Here is a 24,069-nt window from a genome sequence, read left to right as displayed (position 1 = left end):
TTAATTTTGATGAAATCGATTGAAATCCGACCAATTCAAGCTCAAGATAATAGACCAGTTGCAGCCTTAATTCGTTTTGTTCTCGAAGAGCAAAATGCGCCTAAAACAGGCACCGCTTATGCCGATCCTATTTTAGACACACTTTACGAACATTATCAAAGTCAAAAACGCGCCAATTATTTTGTGTTACTTGAAGGTAATGAAATTTTAGGTTGTGCTGGTATTGCTCAGCTTGAAGGCGAATCTCAAGACATTTGTGAATTACAAAAAATGTATTTTCATCCTAAAGTTCGTGGTCGCGGTTTAGGCACCAAAATGATGCAGTATTGTTTAGACTTTGCCAGAGAACAAGGCTATACCCAATGCTATATTGAAACTTTACCTTGGATGAAGGCAGCGCAAAAACTCTATCAACGAACTGGATTCAAGTATATTGACCACCGAATGGGCAACACAGGTCATCATTCTTGTGATGTTTGGATGCTTAAAACTTTGTAAAAATGGCTCAACTTCATTTACGAAAATACCGCGAGGATTGCTTAAGTCAACTTACAGAAGTTTATGACCAAGCAGAAGCTAAACAGCTTTACCATTGGTTAGCGGAAGCGGTTTTAGGTTATCGTGCCTTAGACCATCAACTGCAGAACTCGGTTGAAATTCAGGATCAGCAACTTAAAGAATTTCAGTTGAAGTTTTCGCGATTACTCAACCAAGAACCTATTCAATATATTTTAGGTTACACCGAATTTTATGGCCTACGATTTAAGGTGAATCCATCTGTTTTAATTCCGCGTCCTGAAACAGAAGAATTAGTAGAATGGATGATTGCTGAACTGAAAACGCACCAAGCTATTAAGATTTTAGATATTGGTACAGGTAGCGGTTGTATACCAATTACTTTAGCTAAGTATTTGCCAAAAGCTGAAGTATATGCTTGTGATATTTCAACCGAAGCACTTCAACTAGCGACCGAAAATGCCAAAGCACATCAACAAAAGATTCATTTTTTTAAGCAAGATATTCTTCAGCTCGAGCAACTTCCGCAGGACTTTGACGTGATAGTTTCTAATCCGCCTTACGTGCGTGAATTAGAACAAGCCGAAATGCAGCCCAACGTCTTAGACCATGAACCCGAATTAGCTTTGTTTGTTTCAAATAGCGATCCCTTGTTGTTTTACCGAAAAATCTCACAACTAGTCAAAAAACAAACTTCTTGCCGATTGTTTTTTGAACTCAACCAATATTTAGCCGAAGACACCAAACAGTTGGTTGAAGATTTTGGTTTTAGTGAAGTAGAGTTGAAACAGGATTTTAGAGGAAATCTCCGTTTTTTAAAAGCCCTGAATAGGTCTTAAAATTTAATTTAAGGTTAGGATATGGCTTTTCTTAATTCGTATCGAAAAGGCTAAATAATAATGATATTATCAAATATTACATGATTTAATTGTTTTTTGAAAATTTATACTAAAAAAGTGTGAAATGTTTTTTTACATTTGAAGATGTAATTATAAATCTATGATGTTCTTCTAAATCAAAAAAAGAGAAAGCGCCTACCAGGTAAGCGCTTCTCAAAAAATTAAGACATGAAAATTATATATCTCAATCTACCAATGCAAAGATAGTTTTTTTCATGAGACCTTAACAGTCTTAGCGCTGAAAATAACATCCGTTACGATGATAAACTGACCATTTAATCTTAAAAATTGTAAAAATGAAAAAAAATAAAAGTTTTATGTTAGTAGTATTATGTTTTTTTCTTTTTTCATGTGATGAATCTGAAAGCATAACTCAAGATGCTAGCTTGAATTACCAAAAAAATTATTTAGAATCAAACTATATCGAATATCAAGATGCACTCAACGTTTCTAACAAATTAGTAGACGAATAAATTATTTTTTTAAGTAATCTAACATACACTAATCAATCTGAAATCCAATTAATTGATGATTTTTACAGCAGTAATGACTTATTGGCAAATATATCTAATATAATGGGATTAGAAGTTGAAATAGTACCTAAAAACTATAACCAATTTGAGGTAAATATTAGCGATGTTGAAAATTCAGAATTTTTAAATAATAAACAAAAGGATTATGCAATAAATTTATTGAAAGCGGTTGAAGACAATAACTTTAGTGAATTAGTGCAAATAAAAAAATCTTTTAAAGAAGATGTGATTGCATATCCAGAACTTAGAATTTTTAATAGTGGTATAGCTTTAATTGAAGCTACCCAAAATTATATGAATACCAACGGAGCATTTGGTAAAAATGACTGTTTACATGCTGCAATGGTTGGAGGAGTAATGGCTGGTGTTTATGGCATGATATCAGGGGCAATCACAGGTGGACTTTCAGGTCTAGTAATTGGCGGTGCCTTAACAGGAGGAATACTTGCAGTTCCTGCAGGAGGTGCAGGTGCTATAGTAGGTGCAACTATCGAAGGTTTTTTTGGTTTTGTTGGTGGGGCTATTTTAGGGTATATAGGGTATCTTATATTTGGGTAAATGAAAAACATAGGCGACCAAATATTTATTTTTCTTATACCTCTATTTATCACTATTAATTTTTATTATTTCAAAATAATTAATTTAAACGGCATATCTGATTGTATTGTTTTTTATATTTTGGGTGTAGTTATATTTTATTTTGTTAAAAAATTTTCCAAGAAAATTTAATTTTGAGGTCATTTTTATAGTGATAAATAAGAAGAGTAACACATTTAAAAATTAAAATAGATAAAGATTTCACGTACAATAAAGAAATAGTATTATTCTAAAATAGGTTAACAAAACAACAAACCCAACTTAAAAATAATTAAAAGCAGTTTAGATTAAATTCAAGACAGTTTTTTAATATAACTACTTATGAGACAATTATTTTTACTAGTATTTATTTTTTTACAACTTAGTGTTCATTCCCAAACCTATGAAGCCATCTATCAGTTTAAGGTGAATAAAGCGCACTTCAAAGCGCATATAGAAAAAAAGATGTCAGAAGGTACTGACCCTACTTTACTAAAAAAAGCCTTTGATAAATATCTAAATTCTAGACCCGCTAAAGCCAAGTTTGTGTTTAATGCAGAACGCAGTTTTTACGAAGTGGTTCAAGATATGGGAATTCAAGATCGAAAGCGAAAGCTAGACCCTGCTTTGCGGTTTGCTGGAGGTGCTACAAAGTATTATAAAACAAAGGATAAGGACTCCACTTTAATGCACATTAAGCGTCCTTATCTTGACATAAAGGAGTTTTTACTTAATGTAGATCCAAATCCAACTTCACTTTTAAATGATACTAAGCAAATAGGGAAGTACCAGTGTTATCTTGCAGAAGTTGAAGTTCCATCTAAACATAATTTTAAGCTATGGTATACGCCAAATATTCCGATTAGTTTTAATATATTAAACTACAGCAATCTCCCTGGCTTGCTTATAAAAATTGAAAGCCAACTATTTACTGCAAATCTTATTAGTTTTAAAGAGGTTGAGGCATCAGCTTTAGAATCTCCACCAACCAATTTACCTCAAATTAGCCTTGAAGCTTACCAAAAAATGATCGATAAAGTCAACCCATTTAAAGATAATTAATTGAAATTAAGCTTTGCGATACCCGTTTTATGTTTATTGGTTTTAGCAGGTGCTAAAGCCCAACAGCTTAAATTTTCAGGTCAAATTACCGATAGTTTAAAGCAAGGCATTGCTAATACTAATGTAATTGCAAGACCATTAACTAATGAGGCCACATTTCAATTTGATATTTCAGATATAAATGGGGCTTATAATTTAAAGCTGCAGGCTAATATTTCCTATGAACTTAGTATTACCCATATTGGTTTCAGTAAAATTTCAGATACCATTACACTTACCCAAGATACAGAGCGCGATTTTGTGTTAAACACCAGCACCGAATCTTTAGATGAAGTCATTATCGAAGCTGAAATGGCAGTTGTGGTTAAAGAAGATACCATTACGTATCGCACCGATGAGTTTAAAACAGGCGAAGAACGAAAATTGCGGGATATCCTTAAAAAATTACCAGGAATTAAAGTAGATCGTGCGGGCAATGTTACGGTTAATGGTAAACCGGTTTCTAAACTAATGGTAGATGGCAAAACTTTTTTTACTGGTGATGAAAAACTTGGTGTAAATAATATTCCTGCCGATGCTGTAGATGAAGTTGAAGCACTTGATAATTATAGTGAAATTGCCTTTTTAAAAGGTTTAGAAGATTCGGACCGTATGGCTTTAAATATTAAACTAAAAGAAGGTAAAAAGCGTTTTTTGTTCGGAGATATCGCTGCGGCAGGTGGCGTTAAAGCCCGTTATCAAATTAATCCTACCTTGTTTTACTATAGCCCTAAAACAGCCATCAATTTTATTGGCGATTTAAATAATACAGGTGAAAAATCGTTTACGCTGAAGGATTATATCAATTTTGAAGGTGGCTATTCGGCGGCGACTAATACCAACAAATTAAACTTAATTCGAGATAATTTTTATCAATTTTTACGGCAAGATGATTTTAAATTTCAGCGAAATCATTTTTTAGCCGGTAGCATTAATCAAGAAGTTATCCCATTTTTAGAGTTTAATGCTTACAGTATTGTAAATAGTTCGTTGACCAGAAGAGATCAAACTACTAATTTTGATTATTTTTCTGAACTAGCCAATCAAGAAGCACGCTCGCAAAGGAGTAGAGAAGAAGCTGATTTTAGTATATCGAAATTGATGCTCAAGTATGATAATTTGAGTTCAGTTAATTACAGCTCCAATAGCATTATAAAGACAAGTCGAGCCAACACAAGAAATAATTTAAGTTCACAAACCACGTCTCAGACTGAAGCTTTTCAACTAACAAGTGAACAACAACCTGATAATTTCAGTTTTATTCAAGCGCTTTCGGCTAATAAACAATTTTCATACACGCATACCACCAGTTTAAATTTGAACTATGAATATAACAAACAAACCAATCAACAAGATTGGTTATTTAATCAGTCCATTTTTTCAGAATTAATCCCGCTTGTTATCACTGAAGATGATTTTAATCTAGTTCAAAACCAACGTGAGCGCAACCATTTACTTCAATTTAACGCTAAGCACTATTGGGTGATTAATGATTTCAACCATCTATATCCTATTGCTGGGTTTAATTATTTTAACACTGATTTTTCAAACTTTGATGGTCAGCTTCTAGATAACGGTAATCGCTTCAGTTTTGAAGATGCAGGCTTTAATAACCAGCTTGATTATCAACTTACAGATGGCTATTTCGGTCTTGAATATAAATTTAAAATCGATGAGTTTGTAGGTAAACCTTCACTAAAACTACACCGCTATAGTTGGGATGTGTTACAGTTTAATTCCAGTATTGCTGATACGCAAAAATGGGTGTTATTGCCGGCTGTAAATTTAGATTATGAAACTAAAAGCGGCGGAAATTATAGCTTAGATTATGCTTTGAAATCTAATTTTGCAAACGCACAGCAATTTGCTAATCGGCTTCGTTTACTTTCTTTTAACCGACTTTCTCGTGGTAATGAAAATTTAGAAAATCAGCTGTATCATAATTTGTCCTTGCAGTATTTTAAATTCAATTTGGGTCAGAAGTTAACCTACAGTGCCAATTTTAATTATAGAGTTCAAGAACGTTCCATAAGAAGCCGCACTAACCTTGATGGCATAGATCAAATTCAAGAATTATTTTATACCAATTTACCAGAAAATGCACTTTTAGGCTCTTTAATGATTAACAAAGGTTTTTACAAATGGTACGTAGATTTGTCTGTGACAGGAACACGCAATAATTATAGTCGCCTGATAAATGATAATGCAGTTGAATATACTTCAGATTTTATATCTTACACGCTTCAAACCAATAGCGCTTATGATGATTTCCCTAATCTTGACTTGGGTATTACCCAGGAATTTACTCGCTTAAAATCACCAGGTCTTGAAACTAATATTATGCAAATACAGCCTTTTGCAAGCCTAGAATATGATTTTTGGGAAGATTTTTTGGTGAAGTTTGATTACAGACTCACTTATTTTGAAAACCAATCCAGTAATAGTATTAACCGGTTTGATATTGGTAATGCAAGCCTTGAATATTGGAATCCGGATAAAGCCTGGCGAGTTTCTTTACAAGCGACCAACATTTTTAATACGGGATTTAGAAGGCGAAGCAATGTTTCAGAATTTGTAATTTCAGACCAACGCCAACTCATTCAACCTCGAATTATTTTACTTCAGCTTACCTACAAACTTTAGAGATTATATAGTGATATCAACGGCTTAATTTCACTTTTTGTGAATCGTTTTTATTTTGATAAATATTATTTCAAACTTAAATAGAAGGGCAAACACTTTTGTTATGAAAAATTCCCTAAAAGCCTATTAAATTTGCTTATTAATTGCGAATTAAATTTATTTTTGCTGTATATTAGATAGTTTTATGAATAACGACAAGCAGTTAAAAAACTGGTTAAACAATTTTAATTTAAACCATCCTTTAGTGATTGCTGGACCTTGTAGTGCAGAAACTGAAGAACAAGTGTTAACCATTGCTCACCAATTAAAAGATACCGATACAAGCGTTATGCGTGCTGGGATATGGAAACCACGCACAAGACCAGGCAACTTTGAAGGTGTTGGCGCTATTGGGCTTGAGTGGCTTAAACGCGCAAAAGAAGAAACTGGTTTAAAAATTGCTACCGAAGTTGCTAATAAAACACATGTTGAGTTAGCTTTAAAAGCAGATGTTGATGTACTTTGGATTGGTGCTCGAAGTACGGTGAGTCCTTTTATTGTTCAAGAAATTGCAGATGCTTTAAAGGGCACAGATAAAATTGTACTTGTAAAAAATCCAGTTAATCCAGATTTAGCTTTGTGGCTTGGCGCAGTAGAACGATTTTATACGGCTGATATTAAAAATCTGGGCGTAATACATCGTGGTTTTTCTACTTACGAAAAAATAAAATATCGTAACAACCCGGAATGGCAAATTGCTGTCGACTTACAAAGTCGCTTTCCTGATTTACCTCTAATTGTCGATCCATCGCATATTGCAGGTGATCGTAATTTGGTGTTTGATATTTGTCAAACCGCTCTTGATTTAAATTACGATGGTTTAATGGTTGAAACACATCACACGCCAGATAAAGCCTGGAGCGATGCTGCTCAGCAAATTACGCCAGCTTTTTTAGATCAAATGACAGTTGATTTAAAAATCAGAAATAGAGAAGGTGAAGATAAATTTAACACAGACATTAAGCAATTGAGAGCAAAGATTGATTTAATCGACGATCAGATTTTGGAAGCTCTAGGAAAACGCATGAAAGTGGCAGATTCTATTGGGTATCTTAAAAAAGAAAATAATGTGGCGATACTTCAGCCCGAACGCTGGAATGCGATATTACAACGTTTAATTGCTAATGCAGATGAAAATGAATTATCAAAAGAATTTGTAATTCGGTTTTTAAAGGCTATTCACCAAGAATCCATACAGCATCAACATAAAATTATAAGTCAATAGCCTATGACAGCACGTGTTTATAAATCGACTGGTAGTTGGTATCATTTAAAAACTGAAACCGGCCAATTTATAAAAGCACGACTTAAAGGTAAATTTAGGATTAAAGGTTTAAAAAGTACCAATCCTGTTGCTGTTGGTGATTTAGTTGACTATGACTTTGATAATAGCAGCGATGAGCAAACAGCTGTAATTACCAAAATCAATGAACGAAAAAACCATATTATTCGTAAATCGGTTAATCTTTCAAAACAAACCCATATTATAGCTTCAAATATTGATATTGCCTTTTTGTTAGTCACTTTCAATAATCCCGCGACATCTACAACATTTATAGACCGATTTTTAGTGACGGCTGAAGCCTATCAAATTCCTGTAACATTACTGTTTAATAAAGTTGATACCTTAACTGATGTTGAATTTGGGGAAATGAAATACCTCGCTGAAGTTTATCGTTCTATCGGTTACAACTGCATAGGTATTTCTGCACTTACCGGTAAAAATATTAGTCAAGTTGAAGCTTTAATGCAAGATAAAACTTGCTTGGTTTCTGGTCATAGTGGTACAGGAAAGTCAACCTTAATCAACAGTTTACAGCCAGGATTGAATTTAAAAACCAAAGAAATTTCAGAACAACATTTGCAAGGCCAACATACCACAACATTTGCAGAGATGTATGATTTAAATTTTGGGGCAAGAATAATAGATACACCAGGAATAAGAGGTTTTGGTGTGGTTGATATCGATAAATACGAGTTAAGTAATTATTTTCCAGAATTTTTTGAATTAAAACAAGATTGTAAATTCAATAACTGTTTACACGTCGATGAGCCAAAATGTGCTGTTAAACAAGCCTTAGACGAAGACAAAGTAGAATTTACGCGATATCAAAGCTATTTACAAATATTAGAATCTGAAGACGATAATTACCGTCAAGACCAATTTCAACATTTAAAATGATATGCGAGCCATTATTCAACGGGTAAATTCAGCTCAAGTTATTGTAGACGAAAATACTGTGGGCGAAATTCAAAAGGGTTATTTAATTTATTTAGGAATTACGCATACCGATACTTCATTTACAGCAGATAAACTTGTCGATAAAATCTTAAAAATTAGATTATTTCCATCAGATTCTAAACCCATAAATGCCAACATATCATCAATTGAAGGTGAAATTTTAGTGGTTAGTCAATTTACATTGTATGCTTCTACCAAGAAAGGGAATCGACCTAATTTTAGGTTAGCGGCCAAACCAGAACATGCAGAATTACTATATGATTATTTTGTTAAAAAATTAGAATCAGCCTATAAACATAAAATTGCTTCAGGTCGCTTTGGCGCTGATATGAAAGTTATTTCTGAAAATGATGGACCTATAAATATTATAGTTGATATAGATTAATTTTAGGTTTTATTTGTTAATAAAATCTAAATGTATATTTTTGAAAAAAACCTACATCATGAAGTTAATCCATCTGTTGTGTATCTTTCTAATTTATTCAACTATTACAACAGCTCAAACTCAAGAAATATATTCTGCTTTAACAGTTAAAGACACCTTAAAACAATCAGCAAACTCTGTTATTAGAGATGAAAATACTGAAGTCATTATAGATGCCATTGACAAAATGACGATTAAATTATCGCGCGTAATTACAGTTTTTAATAATTCAGGTTTAAAACAAGTAGGAGCTTATGTGCATTATGATGATGCTACTAAAATTAAAGACCTTGATTTTTATGTTTATAATCTTGTAGGTGAAGAAGTCGAGCATTTTAAAAAACGCGATTTTAAAGACCAAAGCGCTGTATCAAATGGCACATTATATTCAGATAATAGGGTTTATTATTTTGATTATAAACCTAAGAGTTATCCTGTAACAGTAAAATTTGAATATGAGCTAAAAACCGAAAACACAGCCTTTATACGTCCATTTTTTCCATTAGATCGCTATTTTCAATCAGTTGAAAAATCTACTTATAAGATAGTCAATAATACGCCTATCAAATTACGCTATCAAACTCAAAATTTTGAGCGTTTTTCAATAGAACAAATTTCAGATTTTCATTTTAAAGCTACTGATATGCCAGCCATTAAGAGCGAAGCATATAGTCCTTCATTTCAATCATTTGTTCCTTCAGTAAAATTTGGTTTAAATGAATTTAACTTAGAAGGTGTAAAAGGAAAAGCAAACAATTGGAAAGAGTTTGGCCTCTGGAGATACAATAATCTTTTAAAAGGTAATGACCAGCTACCCAAACAGCTAGAAACACAAGTTAAAAATCTTGTTGCAGATGCGACTTCAACTAAAGAGAAGGCAAGACTAATTTACAACTTTATGCAAGATAATAGTCGGTATATTAGTGTTCAGCTTGGGATTGGCGGTTGGAGACCAATGCCTGCCAAAGATGTTTTTGATAAAAAATATGGTGATTGTAAAGCTTTGACTAACTATACAATGGCTTTACTAAAAAGTGTGGGCATAAAATCTAATTACTGTGTCGTTTATTCAGGTTCTAATCAACGTGATATTGATCCTGACTTTTTCTCAATGCAAGGAGATCATGTTATTTTACAAGTTGAGGATCAAGATGAAGATTACTGGTTAGAATGTACAAGTCAAACCAAGCCATTTAATTTTTTAGGAACTTTTACAGATAATCGTAAAGTTTTAGCAATTGACGACACTGGTGGCAAAATTATACAAACACCATCATACATAAATGATTATAACCTTCAAAATTCGACAGCAAACATTAGTTTTAATGGTCTTGATATGGATGCTGAAATTGAAATTAATTCTCACGGTACACAGTATGATCGTAAAGCAGGTTTAGATAGAGTAGAAGATAGGATTGTTCAAAGATATTATAAGAATTATTGGGGTAACTTAAATCGTTTAAGCATTACTAGCTATAATTTCAGCAATAATAAAGATGACGTGGTTTTTACTGAAGATGTAAAGTTAAATGCTGAAAAATACCTAAAAAAATTCGGTAATGATGTGATTTTAGAAGTGAACCCATTTAATCAAAAATCATTTTCAGCAAAAGACTATAAAAATCGCTCTAATCCTTTTGAAATTGAACGAGGCTATAAAGATGTAGATGAATATATTTACAATTTAGGAAATTATAAAGCTTCAGACTTACCTGATAATATCTCTATCAAGTCAAAATTCGGAGACTATGAATTAAATTTTCAATTGACAGACAAAAATATTCTTATTGTAAAGAGAAGTATTGAAATTAAAAAAAACAAATTTCAAAAATCAGACTATAAAGAATTTACTGCATTTCTAGATGATATTTCGAGAAGTGACCAAACCAAAATTATATTAAACTAAAAGAGACTTATGCGTTTTACAAATTTCTGTATTTTCCTTATTTGTGTGACCGTTTCAACTATCGCACAAACCGACTTAAAAAAAGTTACCATTAATGATTTAAAGCAAGCTGTTCATCCAACAGATTCAACCGCTTCAGCAGCAGTTTTGTTTGACCAAGGCGAAATTTCATTTGAGTTTACTGATGGTTGGAATTATATTTTTAACAAGACTTCACGAATAAAAATTTATACAAAAGATGGTTTAAACCAAGCTGATATCACAATTCCATTTTATGTAGGCAATTCAAATTCTGATGAAGAAAGAGTTATTAATATTAAAGGTTATGTCTACAATTTAGAAGATGGTAAAATAACTAGAGACAAAATCAGAAACAGAAACATTTATGAAGAAGAACCAAGTGAGTTATGGCATCTTAAAAAATTAGCACTTCCAAATGTTCAAGAAGGATCTGTTATTGAGATTAGTTATACCATAAAATCTCCACATGTTACGTCTTTACCAAAATGGACATTTCAAAAAGAAATACCGGTAGATTTTTCAGAATTCATTCTAGTTTCACCAGCAACATACTTAGCCTACAGAGGTTATTTTAGGGGTAAGCATAGTCTAGAAAAAAATACAGATATTCAGGACGGTGAGTTTTATTATAGAAGTAGCAATAACACAGGTCCTTCAAATAGTGGTAAAATAGCTTCTAAAATAAACTTTACCACAATAATTGCAAAAAATGTTCCGAAAATTACAGGTGAGAATTATGTTAATAATGTAAGTAATTACCAAACTTCAGTTAAATATGAAATTGCGTCAGTTAAAAGTCTAGGCCAAACAGGTAAAAGAAAAAACTTTAATCAAACCTGGCAAGATGTTTCTAAAGTTATAATGAAATCTGATGATTTTGGTAAAGAATTAAGCAAAACAAAGTATTATGAAGATGATATTGATGCTTTAATTAGTTCAACTTCAAATCAATTAAATCGTTTAATGTTGATTTTCAATCATGTAAAATCGAAAATAAAATGGAATAATAAAAATAGACTTTTTTGTTCAGATAAATTAAAACGCATTTATAAAAATGGTGAAGGAAATTCTGCAGAGATAAATCTGATGTTAACATCTATGTTGAAATATGCAGGTATCGAGGCTTATCCAGTTGTGAGTAGTACAATAGCTAAAGGTATTCCATTTTCTCCAACAATTAGCGGATTTAATTATGTCACTAGCTTGGCTATTATAGATAATAAAACCTATCATTTAGATGCTACAGAACCTTATTCAGCACCAAATGTTCTGCCTAAAAGAGTTTTAAATTGGATAGGACGCATCATTTACAGTGAAGAACAATCAGAGCAATTTGATTTGATGCCAAAATCACCATCAAAAATTAATACGAATTTAACAGGTATTTTAAAAGATAATGGCGTTTTGCAAGGCCAAGTTCGCGAAGTGTTTTATGAAAATTATGCTTTAGGCTATAGAACTTCTAGAAGTAATATGCCTTTAGAGAAGCAGGTAGAAAGACTAAAAGAAAATTATGAAGGTATAGATGATGTTAGTAACTACACCAATAAATATATTAAAGACTTATCAAAACCTGTTATGCGCTCTTATAAATTTAAAACTACAAATTCTTTTAGCGATGTAATTGGTGATAAAATATATATAACTCCAATGCTATTTTTTAAAACTAGTGAAAATCCTTTTAAAGATAAAACAAGAAATTATCCAATTGATTTTACTTATCCTCGGTCATTAAGACAAACTTTTAATATTTCAATTCCTGATGGTTACACCATAGATTATGTGCCTGAAAAAAAAGTTATTGGTCTACCTAATAAAATAGGTACATATCAATATTTAGTAATGGCTAGCGAGGATAAAATACAACTCACAGTTATATTCAATATCAATGCCAGTATTTTACCTTCAGAATATTACGAAAGCCTAAAAGAACTCTATCAGTCTATTGTAGATAAAGAAAATGAAAAGATCGTGCTTTCAAAAGTTTAATGATTAATTCAGTAGTGTTTTATAAATTTCTTCGCCTAATTATAGTAGATTTAACTTTTATAATTTTTAAGTAATGAATATTGAAAATGCACAAAAAGTCGTCGACGAATGGATTAAAAATCATGGTGTTCGCTATTTTGATGAGTTGACCAATATGGTGCAACTCACCGAAGAAGTTGGTGAGGTTGCCAGAATTATTGCGCGACGTTACGGCGAACAAAGCGAAAAAGAAAGTGATAAACATAAAGATTTAGGAGAAGAACTTGCAGATGTTTTATTTGTAGTACTTTGTCTTGCTAATCAAACAGGCGTCGATTTACAAGAATCTTTTAATAAAAAACTTGATATCAAAACCAAACGTGACCATGACCGTCATCATAATAACAAAAAATTAAAGTAGCTTTATGTTTAAAAAAGTAATTAATTATCCAGGGTTTTGGAAATCAGTTTACACTTTAGCCATAGGTTTTTGTGTTGTTTATATTATTGTTGATTTTGTAATAACTTATGACTTTAATTTTGATGAATTTAAAGCGGCTCGTTTTGCTAATTTTGAGTTTATAAAATTAATTATCGGCGGCCTTGCAAGTGGAAGTATTTATGGTTTCATTGTTACTTATTTTAAATTCAAAGGAAAAATTAAAGAACAGGAAAAAGGTGATTAGCTTTCTAGAAAAATCAGCAAACCCAAGGCAACCGATAGAAATTCAAATTTCAGGCTCAAAAAGTGAGTCTAATCGGGCTTTAATTCTTGATCAGGTTTTAGGCGGTTTAGATATTGCAAATCTTTCAGATAGCGATGATACCATGCATTTAGTCAATGCCCTGAAACAGTTAAAGACTAAGTCTAAAACAATAAAAATTAATGTTGGCCACGCTGGAACAACAATGCGCTTTTTAACAGCTCTATGTGCTACAATTCCTCAGCAAGAGTTTGTTATTTCTGGTAGTGAACGTATGCATCAACGCCCTATAAAACCATTGGTTGACGCTTTAAATAATTTTGGTGCAAAGATTTCATATTTAAAAAATGAAGGTTATCCGCCGTTAAAAATTAAGGGCGAAAATCTTACTAAAGATAAAATTAGTATTCAAGCCAATATAAGTAGTCAATACATCTCAGCCTTAATGTTAATTGCGCCAAAGCTGCCTCAAGGTTTAAACATAAATTTAAAAGGTAACATCACATCACGACCTTATCTAGAAATGACAAAGGCTTTATTAGAACAACAGCAAATAAAGGTTGATTTTAATCAAAGTCAAATAAAAGTTCATTCATCACATTCAAATTCACCTACTTCAGTTGAAATTGAATCTGATTGGAGTTCCGCTTCATATCATTATGCCTTAGTAGCATTTTCAAATGAAGGTTTTTCGGTAAACTTGTCTAACTTCAATTTAAACAGTGTTCAAGGTGATGCCGCATTGCGTGATATTTATAAAAAATTTGGCGTAAAGACAGAGCAAGTTGACCATAAAACTATTAAAATCACTAAAATAAATAAGCTTTATTCTAAAATTAAGCTTGATTTAATTAAGACACCAGATTTAGCTCAGACCATTGCTGTAACTTGTTTAGGCCTAAATATAAATTGTGAATTAAGTGGATTACACACTTTAAAGATTAAAGAAACCGACCGTTTACAGGCACTCAAGACTGAGTTAGAAAAATTTGGAGGTCGTGTTAAAATTTCAGATTCTACTTTACAACTTCAATCAGTTGGTAAATTAGAGCCTTATCAGGTTATTTCAACCTATAACGATCACCGCATGGCCTTAGCTTTTGCGCCACTTGCTTTAAAAACTAAATTGAGTATTGAAAACCCAGAAGTGGTTTCAAAATCTTATACAAATTATTGGGAAGACCTTAAACAATACGGTATTATTGCTAAGATTACAAAATAATTTAAAATAATACAAGACTTTACTTGACATCGCCTATCTTCAAGTTGTATATTTGCGAAATTTAATAAATACCGCTAAAGAATGAAATTATCGCAATTTGAATTTGAATTACCAGAAGAATTATTAGCAGAATTTCCAGCTGAAAATAGAGATGAATCACGCTTAATGGTTGTTAATCGTAAAACTGGAGAGATTGAACATAAAATGTTTAAAGATCTTATCGAGTATTTTGATGAAGATGATGTGATGATATTCAACGATACGAAAGTTTTTCCAGCGCGTCTTTTTGGAAATAAAGAAAAAACTGGAGCTAGAATTGAGGTTTTCTTATTGAGAGAGTTAAATCCTGAAACACGTCTTTGGGATGTGTTAGTAGATCCTGCTAGAAAAATTAGAATTGGAAATAAACTTTATTTTGGTGAAGACGAAAGCTTAGTTGCTGAAGTTATTGATAATACCACTTCCAGAGGAAGAACACTGCGTTTTCTATATGATGGTTCTTATCAAGATTTTAGAAAAAAATTAAATGAATTAGGAGAAACACCTCTACCCAAATACATAAAGCGTGATGTTCAGCCTGAAGATGAAGATCGTTACCAAACTATTTATGCTAAGAAAGAAGGTGCAGTTGCAGCGCCAACAGCAGGTTTACATTTCTCAAAGCATTTAATGAAGCGTCTTGAAATAAAAGGAATTAACTTTGCTGAAGTTACTTTACATATTGGTTTAGGTACATTTAACCCTGTTGAAGTTGAAGATTTATCAAAGCATAAAATGGACTCTGAAGAAATCATGATTGATGAAGAAGCCACTAAAACCATTAATACAGCTTTAGATAACAAAAAACGAGTTTGTGCTGTTGGAACAACAGTGATGAGAACAATTGAAAGTGCTGTAAGTTCTAACCAGCGCTTAAATGAATATAATGGTTGGACTAATAAATTTATTTTTCCTCCATATGACTTTAGTATAGCTAATTGTATGGTTACAAATTTTCACATGCCAAAATCAACACTTTTAATGATGATTTCTGCGTTTGCTGGTCACGATTTAATGGAAAAAGCTTACAAAGAAGCTATTAAAGAAAAATATAGATTTTATTCCTATGGAGATGCGATGTTAATTATTTAATACTTTCAACGTAGAAATTAATAAAAAAAAGTCGGTTTTAACAACCGACTTTTTTTATTTACAATTGTTTAAATTAAATTAGCAAAAATTTAATTAAATATTTAAACAATGCGTAAACTTTTACCCATATTATTTTTTTTGATAGCAAGTCCAATCTTTGCTCAAGTAACTAATTCAGGTCAACCTAAAAGTTGGGACTCGGTCGGTTTAGATGAGATTCCTACCATTACAATGCCAGAATTTGATTTAGAGGCTATAAAAGCCGAGGATAAAATCAACGATAAAAAGCGAGATATTCCCTGGCGATTTGGTTATGATTTTAGTGTTAGCTATGGCTTAGACAATTCTGGCCAATGGTTTGATGTAGAATCAGGCGGTCGTGTTTGGTTACTTAAATTTCACTCGGAAGGTGCTAAGACTTTAAATTTCCTTTTTGATCAGTACAAGCTACCAGATGGAGCAACTTTATATTTTTATAATGATGACAAAACAGATGTTTTAGGGGCTTATACGAGTTCTCAAAACCGAAAAGACCTTAATTTTGGTTCTTGGTTAGTTGATGGAGATACTGTGATTGTAGAATATTTTGAGCCAGAGTCTAGTATTGGTCAAGGTTTATTAAATATTTCAGCCGTGGTTCATGGCTATAGATCTGCTGCGCAATTTAAAACAGCTAAAGCCTTAAACACTTCAGGCGATTGTAACATTGATGTTGATTGTGGCGTAGGCTCAGATTTTGATGACCTTAAAGATGAATTAAAAAATTCAGTAGCTATGACAGTTGTTGGTGGTTCTGGTTTTTGCACAGGAACATTGATTAATAACACTTCTAATGATGGTACTCAATATTTTTTAACAGCAAATCACTGTGTTGGTGGTGGTGTGTCTAATTGGGCATTTCGTTTTAATTGGATAAGTCCAAACCCATCTTGTGCCACTCCAGCAAGTTCTACAAACGGAAGTTTTAATCAAACCGCTAGTGGCGCAATCTTAAGAGCTAGTAATGCAAAATCAGATATGGCATTGCTTGAAATTTCCCCTAACTTACCTGATGCTTGGGATTTAGTTTGGGCTGGTTGGGATCGCTCTGGTAATTCCCCTGATTATGTTGTTGGCATTCACCATCCTGATGGTGATATTATGAAAATATGTCGTGATGATGATGGTCCGTTTCAAACACAAGTATCTTTTGGCCCTGAACCTAATATGGAGGTTTGGTATATTAATGAGTGGGAGCAAGGTGTAACCGAACCAGGTTCTTCAGGCTCTGCTTTATTTGATGAAAATGGTAGAATTGTCGGCCAATTAGCAGGTGGAGCTGCAGCTTGTAGCGGAACGTCTAATAATGGTGCATATGATTTTTATGGTCGTTTTGATGTCTCTTGGGATTTTGGTAGCACAGCTTCAACACGACTTAGTGATTGGTTAGACCCTAATAATACAGGTGAAGTAATTATTGACCAATATCCAGCAGCACAAGTTTTTACTAATGATGCCCGATTAATAGTGACAGGCTTGGATAATGAAGTTTGCGGCACTACTGCAGAACCAAGTTTTGAAGTTAAAAATGTAGGAAGCAATACAATTACATCAATAGAATTTAGTTACCAAGTAAATTCTGCAACACCTGTTAACACAAATTGGACAGGTAATTTAGCACCAAATTCTACAGCTACAATTACTCAGCCAACATTGAATATTAATGGTTCAACTACAATTCAAGCGGCAATTACAACAGTCAATAGCAGTGTTGATAATAATCCTACTGACAACACTTATGCTAATACTGTAAATAATTTCTCAGGACAGGCTTATCAAACCACTGGCGTTACTTTTGAATTGTTGACAGATGATTATGGTGAAGAAACAACTTGGGAATTAAGAGATTCGAGTGGTAATTTAATTCAATCAGGACCAAATTCACCTTATGCAGATACTCAAAATTATTCCATAAGTTTAAATGTTCAACAAGATGAGTGTTACAATTTCATAATAAATGATGCGGCTTCAGATGGTATTTGCTGTGGATGGGGTCAAGGTTCATACGAGCTTGTTACTGCAGAGAATGAGGTTATTTTTGCTGGTGGACAGTTTACAAGTTCTGAGACAACAGCGTTTAGTGTGGTATCTTCATTATCAACCCAACAATCAAATTTAGAACAACAAGTTTCAATTTATCCTAATCCAACAAATTCTGTTATCAATATAGAAAATAAGTCAGGTTTGAATTATACCTATAAAATGTATTCTGTAACAGGTCAGTTATTAGCAAGAGGAGATAAACAGCAATTGAGTGTTAATCAATTACCTCAAGGTTTATACTTATTACAATTAGATTTTGAAAATGGTCAGAAAGTGACTGAACGAATTATTGTGAAATAATTGTAAAAAAAACTTAATCATTAACCGCTTCATTACGGAGCGGTTTTTTTATGTTTAAACTATGATAAATCAAATTCAGTTAATTAGAAACGCAAGCTTAAAAATTACCTATAATAATTCGGTATTTTTGGTAGACCCTATGTTTTCAAAACCCTACACATTTGAGTCATTTGCCTCAATTTCTAAAAACCCTACAGTGGATTTGCCTTGTTCTATTCCTTCAATTTTAAACGATATTGAAGCAGTTTTTTTAACGCATAAACATGTTGACCATTTTGATGATCAAGCTGCATCGGCAATTGATAAATCGCTTCCTTTTTTTGTTCAAAATGTTGATTACAGTTTTGTAAAGGCCAAAGGTTTTAATAATTTGATTCCCTTTGAAGATAACTTTAGTTGGAATCAAATTAATTTTTCAGCTTTAAAAGCCTTTCACGGTCGTGGTCAACTACTTACAGAAATGGGTTCTGTAACTGGATTATTTTTTAAATCGGGTAATTTGCCTTCGGTTTATATCGTGGGCGATAGTATTTATAATGATAGTATTAAACAAAACATTGAAGATTTAAAACCAGACTATATCATTATAAATTCTGGCGGAGCTGAATTTCCTGATAAATGCGGCCAAAACATTATTATGAACGCAGCTGAAGTTAAGCAACTTATTAAAGATTTAAATTTTTCAACCACTATAATCGCCATACATATGGATGCGATTGATCACTGCAAAACAACACGAACTTCATTGAAAGAAGAATTAAAAACAATACCTGAATCAGTCAAGCTTATTATTCCTGAAGATGGTGAAATGATTGAAATTTAATTAATGTTAGATTGAAATATGTTGACTTCCTGATTAAGTTCAGCTATAAAAGAGTTAAAATGACTTTCAAACAATTGAATGTTTTGTTGCATGATGTAAACCGATTTTGATAAATCAACCTCATGTTTCAATCGCTTGTTCATCTGTTTTAAAATTTGTGTAATACCTTCAACAGTTCTGTAATTATACAACCAATCATGTTTAATCATAATGGGTAAAAATCGCTTAACATTTTCTGTTAGAAGGTCGTAATTTTCTTTTAATACAAAGTAACAATTCTGCACAAAATCTATTAATTCTACCTTAGAATACTTAGACCAATTTTTTGCTAATATGTGGTCTAAAAGAACATCTATAGCAACGCCACTGTAATGATGTAAATCTTTATACATGAATTGTTTCAGCTTAACAATCAGTGGATGTGCATCTGTAAAGCTATCAATAAAGCGGTGTAGTAAAATGCCATTCTGAATTCCTTTTGGATAATTTAAATACTGATTGCCTTTAATACTATCAGCCATGAAATTTCCAATTAAAACCTGTTGGTCATCTCCTGATAAGTAAAGATGTGCTAAATAATTCATGCGACAATTTAATTTTTTTAAACGACTTTTAGCTTAAGTTAGGATTAAAATTACAGGACTTGTATATTTACCGAAAATCTAACCATTATGACACTTATTAAATCAATTTCAGGAATTAGAGGCACTATTGGCGGCGAGCCTAAGCATAATTTAACACCAATAGACACTGTTAATTTTGCGGCAGCTTATGGCACTTGGCTTAAAAATCAGCGTTCAAAATCACATTATAAAGTAGTTATTGGCAGGGATGCTCGTATTTCTGGCGGAATGATTCAGGGTCTGGTCATGCAAACTTTAGTTGGTATGGGAATTTCTATTGTCGACTTAGGACTTTCTACAACACCAACCGTAGAAATGGCTGTTAAACTTGAACAAGCCGATGGCGGAATTATCTTAACCGCTAGTCATAATCCAAAAGAATGGAATGCCTTAAAATTACTTAATAAAAATGGTGAATTTTTAAATGCTGAAGAAGGAAAAGCAATTATTGATTCTGTAGAGTCTGGTGATTTTAACTTCGCTGAAGTCGATGATTTAGGTGATATTTATCGCAACTCTGCTTATATTGATTTACATATTGAAGAAGTGCTTCAACTTGAGTTAGTAGATCAAGACGCCATAAAAAAGGCTAAATTTAAGGTTGTTGTAGATGCCGTAAATTCAACTGGTGGTATTTCAATTCCGCCTTTATTAAGACAACTTGGCGTTGAAGTAATTGAGCTATACTGCGAACCAACAGGACATTTCCCGCATAATCCAGAACCCTTAGAAAGGCACTTAACCGATTTGTCTAGTGCCATTGTAGAGCACAACACAGATTTTGGATTAACTGTTGACCCTGATGTTGATCGTTTAGCATTTATGGATGAAAACGGTAAAATGTTTGGAGAAGAATACACTTTAGTGAGTGTAGCCGATTATGTTTTAACCCATAAAAAAGGGGCAACGGTAAGTAATTTATCCTCATCGCGAGCTCTTAGAGATGTTACAGAAGCTCACGGTTGTAAACATTATGCAAGTGCTGTAGGTGAAGTAAATGTTGTTGCTAAAATGAAAGCAGTTGACGCCGTAATTGGTGGTGAAGGAAACGGTGGTATTATTGACCCACAATTGCATTATGGTCGTGATAGTTTGGTGGGAGTTGCATTATTTTTATCGCATTTAGCGCATAAAAAAATGAAAGTTTCAGAATTAAAAGCCAATTACCCACAATATTTCATGGCTAAAGAAAAAGTAGAGTTAACGGCAGATTTAAATGTTGATGCTATTTTAAATCAGATGGTAACTAACTACAGCGACCAAGAGATAACTACAATTGATGGCGTAAAAATAGATTTTCCAGAAAATTGGGTGCATCTTAGAAAGTCAAACACTGAACCAATTATTAGAATCTATACCGAAGCTAAAACCCAAAATGAAGCAAATCAATTAGCCCAAAGATTTATAGCAGAGTTGAAGTCAGTAGCAAAAAGTTAAGCTATAAAATTAGGCTATCGTTTCCTGTGTTTCCAGCGTTTATGTGTCCATAAATAGTAGGCAGGCTCTTCATAGATTTGTTGTTCAACAAGTTCTAAAAATTGATCTGTAATTTGATAATCAGGAACTGATTGAGGTTGTTTAGTAATAAGTTCAAAATCACAATTATAATGGCCTCGCTTTAGTTTTGATATTTTACAAAATACAACAGCATGGTTAAGTTTTTTTGCTAACATTTCAGCACCAGTATAAACAGGAACATTAACACCCATAAAGTTTTGCCAATGAAAGGCCTTATCTTTTTTGGGTGATTGATCAGAGATAAAACCACTAATGCTTAACTCACCTTTTTCGTTAACTTTATTTAAGGTGCTTATTGTTTCTTTAGTTGTAATTAATTGCGTGTTATACTTGGCTCTAATTTGTTTTACCAAGCGGTCAAAATACTTGTTTTTAAGACGTTTGTAAACGCCATAACCTTTATGGTTTATTATAGTTTGTAAAATAAAAATCCACTCCCAATTACCATAATGGCCAAGCATCAAAATGGCACTTTTATTATTTTGTTCAAGCTCGGTAAAAAGCGATGTATCTTTGATTTTGAAACGTTGATGCAATTCTCTTTCTGTAATTGAAATTGATTTAATAGATTCAAAAATCACATCACATAAATGTTTATAGAATTTTCTGGCAATAGCCTGATGTTCAGATTCTGTTTGATCTGGAAAAGCAAGTTTTAGGTTGTCGATAACCACTTTTTTTCGGTAAGCAAAAATGTTGTAAACCAATGCGTAAACAAGGTCTGATAATAGGTAAATTAATTTAAATGGAAGTTTTGAAATAAGCCAAAGAATAGGATATAATAAAACGTAAATGAGTAATTGCATTAAGCTGAATTTTGGGCAAAGATAAGTATATTTGACTATAAAATTTAGGTATGCTTAATTTAGATATTTCTGCAATTGCGATTATACTTGGAACGGTATTAATTTCAATTAAAGGCTTTAATGATTATGGATTTTTTGAACGTTATAAGTTTGAAATTGGGAGTATAAAATCTGGGGATTACATACGTATGATTAGTTCAGCCTTTCTGCATATTGATTATACGCATTTATTTGTTAATATGCTAACACTGTATTTTTTTGCAGATTCTGTCATTTATTTTGTTGGTCGTATTGGTTTTATTTTAATCTATATAGTGAGTTTAATCTTGGGTAATGTACTATCTTATTTATTTCATAAAAATGAAAACTATTATACGGCTGTAGGCGCAAGTGGTGCAGTGATTGGTGTGCTTTATGCATCAATTTTATTTAGACCTGACATGATGTTAGGCTTATTCTTTTTCATTCCAATGCCTGCCTATGTGTTTGGTATAGGCTATTTATTATATTCTATTTGGGGAATGCGTGCTAAACGTGACAACATTGGTCATGATGCTCATTTTGGCGGAGCTATGGGTGGTTTCATACTAGGGATTATTTTAAATCCTTCTGTTTTGAGCTCTAATTTATACATGGTTATATTATTAGCTGTCCCAATTGTATTTTTATTTGTACTTAAATACTTAAATAAGCTTTAGATTTTCAACTACAACTAAAAAAACCGCTAAAAATATTTTAGCGGTTTTTAGTATTAAGATTAAACTCAATGTTTAAACCTTGTTATTCTTCTTCATTTAAGAGTTCATCAACTTTGTTTCTTAAAGCTTGTCCTCTTAAATCTTTAGCAACAATTCTACCATCTTCATCGAGTAAGAAAGCGGCAGGAATAGAGCTTATACCGTATAACCTAGCAATTGGCTCTTCCCAATATTGTAGGTTTGAGATATGATTCCAAGTCAAATTATCATCTTTAATCGCTTTCAACCAACGGTCTTTTTGGTTAGGCTTGTCTAATGAAACCCCTAATACTTTAAAGCCTTGGTCTTTATAATCTTGATAGACAGAAACAATGTTTGGGTTTTCAATACGGCAAGGTTTGCACCAAGAGGCCCAAAAATCGACTAATGTTACTTTTCCAAGCGCTTCATCTAAGCTTAAAATATCACCGCTTGGGGTTGGACCTTCAAACTTTGGAGCCACCGAGCCAATATCTGTTGCATTTACAGCCGCTATTTTTTTATTTAGTGTTTTACCAAATTCAATATTTCTAAGTTCTGGGTCAATTGACTCAAATTTTGATTTGACCTCTGAAGTTGGTAAAGATTTCTGATTAAATAAATCGCTTATAATTAATAAACTTACAATAGAGTTAGGATTTTTATCTACTAAATTACTTCTATACTCAATATTTTCAGTTTTTCTGTTATCAATTTCAACTCTTATCGAATCGAATTTTGCCCGATTTTTATTGTTTCTAGCTTGAATAATAGCCTTGTTTAATTGAGAGAATTCTTTTCCAAATTCAATTTGAGCTTTTAAGTAATCTTGCATTAATTGGTTGCTTTCACCAGCATTAACTTCAGATTCACGCAAATTACTTTCAGCTAAATTGATATTTATAGGTTGGTTTTCATTAATAAACACAAGGTTTTGACCTCTCACACCGTCAACCATCATAATGTAAACATCTTCGGGGTTTGCTTGAGGTAAATTGCCGCTAAATTGCTGATTTTGAACTATCAGTGTATCAACCGGCTCTATGTTTTGAAGGTTGCCTAATTTAGAAAGGTAAATTTCTGTATTGTTATCTAAAAAGTCGGCTTGACCTTTAATTTCAACACCCGCTTTTTCTTGACAACTTATAATCAAAAACGAGAAAACGGCTAAATAAAATAGTTTATGCATTGTTTTACTTTTTTTACAAATTTACAGTTCTTAATGTAATACGCTAATATTTTAAGGCGATGTTAATTGACATTTAAAAAGAAATTA

At 32.4% G+C, this 24,069-nt stretch carries 22 protein-coding genes; 19 read left to right on the top strand and 3 right to left on the bottom strand.

Annotated elements, in window-relative coordinates; genetic code table 11:
• Positions 1-9: 9 nt before the first annotated feature.
• From BUB82_RS01025 to BUB82_RS00950, 17 genes are all read left to right on the top strand, one after another.
• Positions 10-498 (top strand): GNAT family N-acetyltransferase, encoded by a 489-nt coding sequence (locus tag BUB82_RS01025; RefSeq protein WP_073190795.1) that lies wholly within the window; start codon positions 10-12, stop codon positions 496-498.
• A 2-nt stretch (positions 499-500) separates the two neighbouring features.
• Entirely contained in the window at positions 501-1,355 is an 855-nt protein-coding gene (gene prmC, locus BUB82_RS01020) for a peptide chain release factor N(5)-glutamine methyltransferase (RefSeq protein ID WP_073190792.1), read from the top strand.
• Between the two features lie 377 nt (positions 1,356-1,732).
• Complete coding sequence (locus BUB82_RS11745; RefSeq protein WP_159432016.1) at positions 1,733-1,888, top strand: hypothetical protein; 156 nt, start codon at positions 1,733-1,735, stop codon at positions 1,886-1,888.
• A gap of 102 nt (positions 1,889-1,990) precedes the next feature.
• On the top strand, positions 1,991-2,506 hold the full coding sequence (locus BUB82_RS01015; RefSeq protein ID WP_073190789.1) for a hypothetical protein: 516 nt from the start codon (positions 1,991-1,993) through the stop codon (positions 2,504-2,506).
• Between the two features lie 360 nt (positions 2,507-2,866).
• Positions 2,867-3,586 carry a GLPGLI family protein gene (locus BUB82_RS01010; protein ID WP_073190786.1) on the top strand — a complete coding sequence of 240 codons (720 nt, stop codon included), beginning with the start codon at positions 2,867-2,869 and terminating at the stop codon, positions 3,584-3,586.
• Complete coding sequence (locus BUB82_RS01005; RefSeq protein ID WP_073190784.1) at positions 3,587-6,268, top strand: carboxypeptidase-like regulatory domain-containing protein; 2,682 nt, start codon at positions 3,587-3,589, stop codon at positions 6,266-6,268.
• A 184-nt stretch (positions 6,269-6,452) separates the two neighbouring features.
• Positions 6,453-7,532, top strand: coding sequence for a bifunctional 3-deoxy-7-phosphoheptulonate synthase/chorismate mutase type II (locus BUB82_RS01000; RefSeq protein ID WP_073190781.1), 1,080 nt, complete (start codon positions 6,453-6,455; stop codon positions 7,530-7,532).
• A 3-nt stretch (positions 7,533-7,535) separates the two neighbouring features.
• Positions 7,536-8,489 (top strand): ribosome small subunit-dependent GTPase A, encoded by a 954-nt coding sequence (gene rsgA, locus BUB82_RS00995; RefSeq protein ID WP_073190778.1) that lies wholly within the window; start codon positions 7,536-7,538, stop codon positions 8,487-8,489.
• Between the two features lies 1 nt (position 8,490).
• Positions 8,491-8,934 (top strand): D-aminoacyl-tRNA deacylase, encoded by a 444-nt coding sequence (gene dtd / locus BUB82_RS00990; RefSeq protein WP_073190774.1) that lies wholly within the window; start codon positions 8,491-8,493, stop codon positions 8,932-8,934.
• A 58-nt stretch (positions 8,935-8,992) separates the two neighbouring features.
• Entirely contained in the window at positions 8,993-10,879 is a 1,887-nt protein-coding gene (locus BUB82_RS00985) for a DUF3857 domain-containing protein (protein ID WP_073190771.1), read from the top strand.
• Between the two features lie 9 nt (positions 10,880-10,888).
• Positions 10,889-12,889 carry a DUF3857 domain-containing protein gene (locus BUB82_RS00980; protein ID WP_073190768.1) on the top strand — a complete coding sequence of 667 codons (2,001 nt, stop codon included), beginning with the start codon at positions 10,889-10,891 and terminating at the stop codon, positions 12,887-12,889.
• A 73-nt stretch (positions 12,890-12,962) separates the two neighbouring features.
• On the top strand, positions 12,963-13,289 hold the full coding sequence (locus tag BUB82_RS00975) for a nucleotide pyrophosphohydrolase (protein ID WP_073190765.1): 327 nt from the start codon (positions 12,963-12,965) through the stop codon (positions 13,287-13,289).
• Positions 13,290-13,293: 4 nt separating this feature from the next.
• Entirely contained in the window at positions 13,294-13,554 is a 261-nt protein-coding gene (locus BUB82_RS00970; protein WP_073190762.1) for a hypothetical protein, read from the top strand.
• Positions 13,547-14,794 carry a 3-phosphoshikimate 1-carboxyvinyltransferase gene (gene aroA, locus BUB82_RS00965; protein WP_234949741.1) on the top strand — a complete coding sequence of 416 codons (1,248 nt, stop codon included), beginning with the start codon at positions 13,547-13,549 and terminating at the stop codon, positions 14,792-14,794. Before BUB82_RS00970 ends, aroA begins: the two co-directional genes overlap by 8 nt.
• Positions 14,795-14,875: 81 nt before the next feature.
• Entirely contained in the window at positions 14,876-15,925 is a 1,050-nt protein-coding gene (gene queA, locus BUB82_RS00960) for a tRNA preQ1(34) S-adenosylmethionine ribosyltransferase-isomerase QueA (protein ID WP_073190758.1), read from the top strand.
• Positions 15,926-16,033: 108 nt separating this feature from the next.
• The gene (locus BUB82_RS00955; RefSeq protein ID WP_073190755.1) at positions 16,034-18,307 is read left to right on the top strand and encodes a T9SS type A sorting domain-containing protein; all 2,274 of its coding nucleotides are present in this window, start codon (positions 16,034-16,036) and stop codon (positions 18,305-18,307) included.
• Positions 18,308-18,368: 61 nt separating this feature from the next.
• A complete protein-coding gene (locus tag BUB82_RS00950) occupies positions 18,369-19,130 on the top strand; it encodes an MBL fold metallo-hydrolase (protein ID WP_073190753.1) in 762 nt (253 codons plus the stop codon).
• Here the strand turns inward: BUB82_RS00950 and BUB82_RS00945 are convergent.
• Entirely contained in the window at positions 19,127-19,714 is a 588-nt protein-coding gene (locus BUB82_RS00945) for an acyl carrier protein phosphodiesterase (protein ID WP_073190750.1), read from the bottom strand. The two genes, BUB82_RS00950 and BUB82_RS00945, sit on opposite strands and share 4 nt — an antisense overlap.
• A gap of 87 nt (positions 19,715-19,801) precedes the next feature.
• On the opposite strand from BUB82_RS00945, the gene glmM reads away from it, so the two are divergent.
• Positions 19,802-21,190 carry a phosphoglucosamine mutase gene (gene glmM, locus BUB82_RS00940; RefSeq protein ID WP_073190746.1) on the top strand — a complete coding sequence of 463 codons (1,389 nt, stop codon included), beginning with the start codon at positions 19,802-19,804 and terminating at the stop codon, positions 21,188-21,190.
• A 14-nt stretch (positions 21,191-21,204) separates the two neighbouring features.
• Here glmM and BUB82_RS00935 read toward each other — a convergent pair whose 3' ends face one another.
• A complete protein-coding gene (locus BUB82_RS00935; protein ID WP_073190744.1) occupies positions 21,205-22,077 on the bottom strand; it encodes a lysophospholipid acyltransferase family protein in 873 nt (290 codons plus the stop codon).
• 50 nt (positions 22,078-22,127) lie between these two features.
• Here BUB82_RS00935 and BUB82_RS00930 point away from each other — a divergent pair, with 50 nt between their 5' ends.
• Positions 22,128-22,775 carry a rhomboid family intramembrane serine protease gene (locus BUB82_RS00930; RefSeq protein WP_073190741.1) on the top strand — a complete coding sequence of 216 codons (648 nt, stop codon included), beginning with the start codon at positions 22,128-22,130 and terminating at the stop codon, positions 22,773-22,775.
• An 82-nt stretch (positions 22,776-22,857) separates the two neighbouring features.
• Here BUB82_RS00930 and BUB82_RS00925 read toward each other — a convergent pair whose 3' ends face one another.
• A complete protein-coding gene (locus tag BUB82_RS00925; protein ID WP_073190738.1) occupies positions 22,858-23,982 on the bottom strand; it encodes a TlpA disulfide reductase family protein in 1,125 nt (374 codons plus the stop codon).
• Positions 23,983-24,069: the final 87 nt, after the last annotated feature.

The sequence above is a fragment of the Psychroflexus salarius genome, from assembly GCF_900129035.1.
GTDB lineage: Bacteria > Bacteroidota > Bacteroidia > Flavobacteriales > Flavobacteriaceae > Psychroflexus > Psychroflexus salarius.
Note: the sequence above shows the minus strand (reverse complement) of the source record. Positions and strands in the feature narration are given on the sequence as shown.